Origin of the sequence: Methyloceanibacter marginalis, assembly GCF_001723295.1 — a bacterium.
GTDB lineage: Bacteria > Pseudomonadota > Alphaproteobacteria > Rhizobiales > Methyloligellaceae > Methyloceanibacter > Methyloceanibacter marginalis.
On record NZ_LPWD01000058.1, the window covers coordinates 1 to 6,639 of the forward strand.

At 65.9% G+C, this 6,639-nt stretch carries 12 protein-coding genes, 1 tRNA gene and 1 pseudogene; 5 read left to right on the plus strand and 9 right to left on the minus strand.

Annotation, left to right across the window (positions count from 1 at the left end; translation table 11 throughout):
* The 4 genes and pseudogenes from AUC71_RS02965 to AUC71_RS02980 form a co-directional block, all read right to left on the minus strand.
* Window positions 1-585 (minus strand): annotated as a pseudogene (locus AUC71_RS02965) (histidinol dehydrogenase); the annotation flags it as partial.
* 8 nt (window positions 586-593) lie between these two features.
* Window positions 594-1,067 carry a DUF2948 family protein gene (locus AUC71_RS02970; RefSeq protein WP_069623079.1) on the minus strand — a complete coding sequence of 158 codons (474 nt, stop codon included), beginning with the start codon at window positions 1,065-1,067 and terminating at the stop codon, window positions 594-596.
* A gap of 89 nt (window positions 1,068-1,156) precedes the next feature.
* Complete coding sequence (murA, locus tag AUC71_RS02975) at window positions 1,157-2,446, minus strand: UDP-N-acetylglucosamine 1-carboxyvinyltransferase (protein ID WP_069623088.1); 1,290 nt, start codon at window positions 2,444-2,446, stop codon at window positions 1,157-1,159.
* Window positions 2,447-2,553: 107 nt separating this feature from the next.
* Complete coding sequence (locus AUC71_RS02980) at window positions 2,554-2,748, minus strand: hypothetical protein (protein WP_069623080.1); 195 nt, start codon at window positions 2,746-2,748, stop codon at window positions 2,554-2,556.
* A 154-nt stretch (window positions 2,749-2,902) separates the two neighbouring features.
* Between AUC71_RS02980 and AUC71_RS02985 the strand changes: the two genes are divergently transcribed.
* Window positions 2,903-2,977 (plus strand) — tRNA-Thr (locus tag AUC71_RS02985).
* Between the two features lie 294 nt (window positions 2,978-3,271).
* Entirely contained in the window at window positions 3,272-3,511 is a 240-nt protein-coding gene (locus AUC71_RS02990) for a hypothetical protein (protein WP_069623081.1), read from the plus strand.
* A 14-nt stretch (window positions 3,512-3,525) separates the two neighbouring features.
* On the opposite strand, the gene AUC71_RS02995 is transcribed toward AUC71_RS02990, so the two are convergent.
* Window positions 3,526-3,726, minus strand: coding sequence for a hypothetical protein (locus tag AUC71_RS02995; RefSeq protein ID WP_069623082.1), 201 nt, complete (start codon window positions 3,724-3,726; stop codon window positions 3,526-3,528).
* Entirely contained in the window at window positions 3,723-4,379 is a 657-nt protein-coding gene (locus AUC71_RS03000; RefSeq protein WP_069623083.1) for an FkbM family methyltransferase, read from the minus strand. Before AUC71_RS03000 ends, AUC71_RS02995 begins: the two co-directional genes overlap by 4 nt.
* A gap of 185 nt (window positions 4,380-4,564) precedes the next feature.
* On the opposite strand from AUC71_RS03000, the gene AUC71_RS03005 reads away from it, so the two are divergent.
* A complete protein-coding gene (locus AUC71_RS03005; RefSeq protein ID WP_069623084.1) occupies window positions 4,565-4,783 on the plus strand; it encodes a hypothetical protein in 219 nt (72 codons plus the stop codon).
* A 4-nt stretch (window positions 4,784-4,787) separates the two neighbouring features.
* Here AUC71_RS03005 and AUC71_RS03010 read toward each other — a convergent pair whose 3' ends face one another.
* The 3 genes from AUC71_RS03010 to AUC71_RS19145 form a co-directional block, all read right to left on the minus strand.
* Window positions 4,788-5,585, minus strand: coding sequence for a sulfite exporter TauE/SafE family protein (locus AUC71_RS03010; protein WP_069623085.1), 798 nt, complete (start codon window positions 5,583-5,585; stop codon window positions 4,788-4,790).
* A gap of 72 nt (window positions 5,586-5,657) precedes the next feature.
* Window positions 5,658-6,029: an elongation factor 1-alpha C-terminal domain-related protein gene (locus AUC71_RS03015; RefSeq protein WP_069623086.1), complete on the minus strand. Its 372-nt coding sequence runs from the start codon at window positions 6,027-6,029 to the stop codon at window positions 5,658-5,660.
* Window positions 6,026-6,202: a hypothetical protein gene (locus AUC71_RS19145; protein ID WP_158007677.1), complete on the minus strand. Its 177-nt coding sequence runs from the start codon at window positions 6,200-6,202 to the stop codon at window positions 6,026-6,028. Before AUC71_RS19145 ends, AUC71_RS03015 begins: the two co-directional genes overlap by 4 nt.
* Window positions 6,203-6,205: 3 nt before the next feature.
* Here AUC71_RS19145 and AUC71_RS19150 point away from each other — a divergent pair, with 3 nt between their 5' ends.
* Both AUC71_RS19150 and AUC71_RS03020 read left to right on the plus strand, forming a co-directional pair.
* A complete protein-coding gene (locus AUC71_RS19150; protein WP_158007678.1) occupies window positions 6,206-6,346 on the plus strand; it encodes a hypothetical protein in 141 nt (46 codons plus the stop codon).
* 42 nt (window positions 6,347-6,388) lie between these two features.
* A complete protein-coding gene (locus tag AUC71_RS03020; protein ID WP_069623087.1) occupies window positions 6,389-6,592 on the plus strand; it encodes a hypothetical protein in 204 nt (67 codons plus the stop codon).
* Window positions 6,593-6,639 lie beyond the last annotated feature (47 nt).

A 6,639-nucleotide genomic window follows, 5' to 3' on the forward strand; every position in this document is an offset into this window, starting at 1 on the left:
GCGCGGCGACGGCTTGCGCGCCGCCGACGCGATAGATCTCGTCGACGCCCGATAAAGCGGCCGCGACCAGCACGAGCGGATTCAGCTCACCGCGCGGGCTCGGCACCACCATGACGAGACGCTCGACGCCCGCGACCTTCGCCGGGATCGCGTTCATCAGGACGGAGCTCGGATAGCTCGCCGTGCCGCCCGGCACGTAGAGCCCGGCGGAGCGACCGGTGTCCAGCGCTGGCCGAGCTCCACGCCGGTGTCGTCGGTGTAGCTCTCGCTTTGCGGCAGCTGGCGTTTGTGATGATCGAGAATGCGCGCGTGGGCGAACTTCAGGGCCTCCACCGTCTCGTCGTCGACCTCGGCGAGCGCCGCCTGGATATCATCCTCGGAAACGGCGATGCCGGTCTCGCTCAGATCGAGGTGGTCGAATTGCTTCGTAAAGTCGATCAGCGCCGCGTCGCCGCGTTCGCGCACGGACGCGATGATCTTGGCCACCGCGTCGTTCACGTCGGCGGACGACTCCCGCTTCATGCCGAGCAGAGCCTGGAAGCGCGCCTCGAAGGCGCCATCGCGCGTATCAAGCATCTGGGCCATGGGTGTCCTTATGCGCCGGAGGCTTCGGACCCTTCGGACTCCACGGCGTCCTCGCCCGGGTGCTCCGGCTTGTTGCGCGTCGCCCAGGCGGGCCCGAGATCGCGCAGCTCCGTCTCGATGCACTCCACGTCGAGCTGGATGGTCACCTCGCCGGAGAACAGAAGCGTGACCTTGCCGCTCGGCGCATCGCCCGCCTCGAACTGGATCGCCAGCAGCGACAGCACGCGGTCGGGCTTCTCGGGCCGGAGATCCCGATGCTGGGCGCGCAGCACCCGATCGAAACGCAAGGCCGTGCGGCGGCGCTGATAAAGTGCCGCTGTCCTCCTTGGCGCTCTCCCAGTCGAAGCGGTTGAGAATGGCGGCAAAGCGCTTCTGCGAGGCACATAGGCCATATCGCCCACGCGCACGACGGCGTCTTGAAGATGCGAGGAGACGACCTGGAGATCTTCTTCGTCGAGGGCGAGCAGCTTAAGCGGGGTCATTGGCAAGGATCACTGGCGATAAAGATGGGCTCCAGCATGGGGTTAGCATGCTTCTCGAGGTTGAGTCAGAAGGAATAGCGCAGGCGAGGCTAACCGGAAAGCCGGTCGATTTGCGCGCCGCATTTGCGCAATTTCTCCTCGAGCCGGTCGAAACCGCGATCGAGGTGGTAAACGCGGCCGATCAGCGTTTCGCCTTGCGCGGCAAGACCCGCAATAATCAACGAGACCGAGGCACGAAGGTCAGTGGCCATGACTTGTGCGCCGCGCAGACCGTTGACGCCGTGGACCAGGGCCGTGTCCCCCTTCAGATCGATGCGCGCGCCAAGCCGCGCCAGCTCCTGCACGTGCATGAACCGGTTCTCGAAAATGGTCTCGCGCACCTCGGAGACGCCGCGCGCGGTGCACATCAGCGCCATGAGCTGGGCCTGCAGATCGGTGGGGAAGCCGGGAAAGGGCTGAGTCTCCACGGACACCGCGTCGAGCCCGTGGCCGTTGCGCGCGATGCGGATGCCGCCTTCTTCCTCCGTCACCTCCACGCCCGTAGTGCGCAAGGTCTGAAGGGCCTCTTGCAGCAGATCGGCCCGCGCGCCCTTCAAGAACACATCGCCCCCGGTGATCGCGGCGGCCATGGCGTAGGTGCCCGTCTCGATGCGGTCCGGCAGAACGGCATGCTCGGCCCCATGGAGCGACGGCACACCCTGGATCTGCAATGTGGAGGTGCCGATGCCCTCGATCTTGGCGCCCATCTCCACGAGACAGGCGGCGAGGTCGCCGACCTCGGGCTCGCGGGCGGCATTCACGATCTCCGTGTCGCCGCGGGCGAGCACGGCGGCCATCAGCGCGTTGTGGGTGGCGCCGACGGAGACCTTGCCGAGATGGATGCGATTGCCGACGAGGCCTTTCGGCGCCTTGGCGATGACGTAGCCGCCGTCGAGCTGAATATCGGCGCCGAGCGCCTCGAGTGCCACCAGGTGCAGATCAACCGGCCGCGTCCCGATGGCGCAGCCGCCGGGCAGAGACACTTTCGCCTCGCCGCAGCGCGCCAGGATCGGCGCCAGCACCCAAAAGCTCGCCCGCATGCGCGCCACCATCTCATAGGGCGCGGTGGTGTCGACGATCTCGGCTGCGGTCAGTTTGAAGGTCTGGCCGTCGCTCGTGCTCTGGCCGGCGCGTTTTCCGGCGATGGTGATGTCCACGCCGTGATTGCCGAGGATGCGCCCAAGCAGCGTCACGTCGGCGAGCCGCGGCATGCCATGGAGCGTGAGCGTCTCCTTGGTGAGCAGGCTGGCGATCATCAGAGGCAGCGCAGCGTTCTTGGCGCCGCTGATGGGAATGGTGCCCTTCAACGGCGCGCCGCCGACAATGCGGATACGATCCATGACGACGTGCTCCCCTCGCGCGGGCCTCTGGCCGGCCTCGCGCCACAAATTCCCGTTCTTGCCGCCCCCCGGCGATCGCGGCAAGCGCCCAGTCTACCCTTCCCGCCTCAGTCCTGTCCCCCCTCTTTCGGGGGCGTCCCGTCCGGGGAGATCGCGGGGCCTTCGGCGCCACGGGCCTTTGTCTTCACCTTGGCCTTGCGTTTCAACAAATTGGCGCGAAGGGCCTGCTCCAGCCGGGCCTCGCGGCCGGGCGCCTTGTCCGGTTTGGCGGGCTTTCCCTCGCGGTCGCGCTCATCGGCCATCGTCCCCGCCTTCTATATCAAGGACCGGCCGGCGGTAAGACCTTGGCGCAATCCTTGCGCGGCCAAGCCCCGTATGGCAGTTTGCGCGCCGCACGGCCCGGGGCACCCAATATATCGGGGCTTGCCGCCCGTGCCGGCCCACCGGTCAAAACATGCCGCCGTAGCTCAGTGGTAGAGCGCGTCATTGGTAATGACGAGGTCCTCAGTTCAATCCTGAGCGGCGGCACCAGTTCCCTCCCAATCGTGTTATCTTCCGAAGTGGCGAGGAGTGCCCATGACAGCAAAAATCGTGATGTTGTATCTGGCCGTCACCAACTGCGACACCGGCGCGGTGCTGTATGAGAGCGCGCGTCAATGCCGGGCTTTTCGATCAGCGGCGACCGCATAGAAGACTGCCGCAAAGCCGGCCTGCAGAGGGCCAAGGCACTGACGGCCCGCTTTCGGCAAGACTACCCGAATGCGAGTTCCAACGTGGTCTGCAGATGGGAACCTTCACCGTCGCAGCGCGCTTAAGGGCGGAGCCATGACTAACCGGAAAGCCATCATCCCCATTGCGGTTGCGGCGCTTGTGACGGCCACGGCCGGGCCGGCCTTGGCGAAGAAGCAAACGTCCGAGCAGGTCACCGCGGCGGAGCAGCAGGCCAAGAAGAAGGCGAAGCGCCAAGCGGGCGAAGATTGCATCCTCACGGCCGCGCCCTTCATGCGCAATCCGCGCTTCATGAACCGCGGCTTCTTCAAGAAGAAGTGCAAGACGGACGAGTAGCAGCGGCGTCCTCTTTACCCCGATGCTGCCGGGTCGCGAACAAAGACCACGTCCATCTCGCGTAAGACCCCGTTCTTGTCGGTCCAGGCCGGCTCGATCAGGATCGGCACAAACCCCTGGCTCCGCATGAGGCCGGCCATCTCGGACAGTTCGGCCTGCCCCTCATAGGCGGGCGTCCAGGCAAGCTCCAACTGCACCATGGCGATGCGGCTCATGACATCGCGCGCGCCCTCCAGGACATGGCGCTCGAAGCCTGGGTGTCGATTTTCAGGAAGATCCGCCGGGCGGCCGTCAGCGAAGGCAAGAGTTCGTCGAGCCTTCGCACATCGACCGTCTCTTGCCCCACATGGGCGATCCCCGGCTCAACCGCCGTGGCCCAGTCGCGGGACCGCAGAAGAGAGCTGCTCGCAGAATTCAGGGAGATGTTGATCGTCGCTGTGTCGTTGTCCTCGCCAAGGGCAAGCTTGTGACAGGACCAATTGCCGTCTTGCGCGCACGCCCGCTCAAGCGCCGCGAAGGCATCGCTCAAGGGTTCGAACGATATGATCTCGCCGCGAAAGCCTCCCTTCCTTAGCCACCTAGCAAATTGTCCCGTGTTGGCGCCCACGTCCAAGACGAGATCGGCGCCGCATTTTTCCATGAGCTTGAGAAGCTTGGGGGCGTGTGCCTCGAGCCGCGCCTCGATGCGGGCGCGCTTCTCGGCGGCCGCCTTTCTCGCCTCACGCAGTTGCACCTTCAGCCGGGCGCGCTCCTCGGCCGCCGCTTTCAGCTGCGCGCGCGCCGCGCGCAGCCGTGCCCTTAGCCGGACGCGTTCCTCATGCAACCGCTTGAAGGGCGGAAAGCGCAACGCAAGATGTTTCCAGCCCACAGAACCTCCCCCCGCGCCGTTCCATCGGACAGTCCGATTTGGTCAGCCTCAAGCCTAATGGGGCTCAACCATAAGAGCCGATTTTTGCCCGATGTGCTCTTTCTTGCCACAAAGCGGGTGAAACTTAGGCGGGCCAACCGGCGTTTTCTATAACTAGCGGGGGGACAATCGCGGAGGACGGTGTCATGCCGAGCGAGAAGTCCCGATACCGTGGCTACGAGATCCAGCTACGGCAAGAATGGTCGAACTGGTGCGCGAACGTTCATCCCACCCGGTCCGATCTCCCTCTTCTGACCCAGTCTCCCCTGCTCACGCTGTCGCTGAGCCCGGAGGAGGCGCTGAGCGCGGCCAAGCGCAATATCGACACGGCGCTGGGCGGCGGCGCCGAACGGAACGTCGCTTGAGCGGCTATTTGTAGAGCAGCGCGTAGGCCGCATAGCAGAGCGTCAACGCCAAGAGCGGCCGGAGCAGCCAGTCCGGCGCCACGCCCGCGAGCCGCGTGCCGAACAGAATGCCGGGGATCGAGCCGCACAGCAGCGCCAGCAAGACACCGAAATCCACATGCCCGAGGCCGAGATGACCGGCGCCAGCCACGAGCGTCAGCGGCACCGCATGGGCGATGTCGGAGCCGACGATGCGCTTGGCCGGCATCAACGGAAACAGCATGGCGAGCACCACGACGCCGATCGCGCCGGCGCCGACCGAGGTCAGAGTCACGAGGAAGCCGAGCGCCGCGCCGAACACAACCGTCGCCGCCACGCGCGGCGGCGGACTGCCATTCTCATCGACCTTGGCGTGGCCCCGCATAAGAATGGGATAGAGCACGATGGCCGCGGCGCTGACCGGCAGAGCGAAGGCGAGCCCATAGCGGATCCACTGCGCCATCTTCACGGTGTCGAACGGCACGTAGGCCATGACCGCGAGCAGAATAAGCGCGGCGGGAATGCTGCCCAGAGCCAGCCGCATCACGATCGGCCACTCGACATTCTCGGCAAGGTGATGACGCCAACTGCCGACCGTCTTGGTCACGGCCGCATAGAGCAGATCGGTGCCGACGGCGACCGCGGGCGCCACGCCGAAGGTCGAGATCAGCAACGGCGTCATCAGCGCACCGCCGCCGACCCCGGTCAGTCCGACGAGAAAGCCGACACCAAAGCCGGCGCCAGCCAAAGGCAGCAGGGCCCACACCCCGCCGAGGTCAATCATCGATGAAGGGCCTCCCCCTACGCTACCGGCGCGATCGCTGCCACTTAGGCCGTTATTATTGGTCAGTTTCGATCAGAACCGGAACCCCCGCCGAGCGTAGCAGAATTGCCACCTCCTGCGCACGCCGCTCGAATTCGGCCTTGTCCTCCGGGGATTCGCCGAGATCGGCGCAGAGCCCGGCGAGCGGGCCCGGTCGAGAACGAGCACATTGTCGCCCACGGCGGCCGCACCTGTCTGCACCCAGGTGATGACTCCGCCTGCGACAGTTGTGCCGTCGACGGCGTTGACCAGCACGAAATTGCCGGTGAGCGGCAGGTCTGCGAACAGGTCGAGCGCGGTGGCCCGGCCGAGCAGAATGCGGCAATCGGCGATGTCGTTCATGCCGCAGGCATGGGCCGGGTTCGAGGCCAGCGTCTCGAAGTCGACGAGCGCCGAGACGCTCATGGAGGTGACCGGCGTGAGATCGGTGGCGGTGCGAAGCAGATAACCGACCTCCGGATCGACGCCGTATCGGAGAGCCAGACGAGGCGGGCCTCGATGACGTCCGCATTGACGGGCCGGCGCGGCACTTCCGACAGAACGGCGCCGCGCGAAATATCGAGATCGGTGTCGAGCACCAGGTGACCGCATCGCCCTTGCTGGCCGTGGCCTGGTCGCCGTCCATGGTGGCGATCCGGCGCAAGGTGGCGCCGAGGCCGCTGCGGGCATCGACCACACGCTCGCCGACACGGATTTTGCCGGAGGTGACGGTGCCGGCATAGCCGCGGAAGTCATTCGTCGCGCGCAAGACGAGCTGCACGGGCATGCGGAAGGGCGCGTCTTCGGGTTCGGTCTTCGGATCGACGTGCTCCAAATATTCCAGCAGCGTCGGCCCGGAGTACCAGGGCATCTCCGCGGAGCGCGCGACCACGTTGGCGCCGGTGAGCGCGGCGACGGGGATCGCGGTGATCTCGGTGAAGCCGAAATTGCCGGCCAGCGCCCGGAAGTCTGCCTCGATGGCACGGTAGCGCTCTTCAGACCAGTCGATCTGGTCCATCTTGTTGATGGCGACGAT